1 protein-coding gene and 1 pseudogene are annotated in these 805 nt (G+C 30.6%); one reads left to right on the forward strand and one right to left on the reverse strand.

The genetic code is table 11. The features are described from left to right. A partial coding sequence (locus AMN99_RS01655) for an aminotransferase class III-fold pyridoxal phosphate-dependent enzyme (protein WP_143323912.1) occupies window positions 1–277 on the forward strand: 277 nt, incomplete at its 5' end. Here the strand turns inward: AMN99_RS01655 and AMN99_RS01660 are convergent. After that, window positions 274–805: pseudogene (locus AMN99_RS01660) on the reverse strand (ornithine cyclodeaminase family protein); the annotation flags it as partial. The gene AMN99_RS01655 and the pseudogene AMN99_RS01660 sit on opposite strands and share 4 nt — an antisense overlap.

Genomic DNA, 805 nt, shown 5'->3' on the forward strand with positions numbered 1-805 from the left:
TAAAATTGCAGATCTTCCACATGTAGGAGAAGTTAGAAGCGAGGGTTTATTAGGAGCTATTGAGCTAGTCGAAGATAAAAAGACACATAAATTTTTTGACCCAAGTAAAAAATTTGGACCAACACTTGCAGGACAACTATTAAGTAATGGTGTGATCGCAAGAGCAATGCCGCAAGGGGATATTTTAGGTTTAGCACCACCACTATGTATTAATAAATCTGAGGTAGATATTTTAATTAGTTCAATTGCAAAAGTAATAGAAGAAGCTAAAGCTTAATTTTCTATAATCTCTCCTATATTTTTTTCTTTAGCCAATTTATCAGTTAAAGTTGCAATAGCAGTATCTTGAACTCCAGTTCCAGTCAAATCACATAAAGTAATTTGATTTTCATTAGATCTTCCTAAATTTGGATCAACAATAATGTTACCGAGTTCAGGAAAGGTTTCATTTTCTTTCACAATATTTTCTTTTATAGCTGTTCTTAATTCTCCTAATTTTTTGGACTGTGAATTTCGATCTGGCACAAACAGATCTATTGATTTAAAAATATTTGGATCAATTTCATTTTTTTCAGAATTATCTGATCCCATGGCTGTAATGTGTTGACCTTGTTGTAACCAATTTTGTTTTATTAAATATTCTTTACTAGGAGTAGTACTTATCAATATTTGATTTTCTTTAACTGCTTTTTCAATATTTAATTCTACCTTACAATTTATGTTAGTATTGCTTTTTATATCTTCAGCACATTTTTCAGCTTTTAACTGATCTCGTCCCCAAACAGTAATGGTATCAAACTTTCGA

The sequence above is a fragment of the Candidatus Pelagibacter communis genome, from assembly GCF_001180225.1.
Taxonomy (GTDB): domain Bacteria; phylum Pseudomonadota; class Alphaproteobacteria; order Pelagibacterales; family Pelagibacteraceae; genus Pelagibacter; species Pelagibacter ubique_D.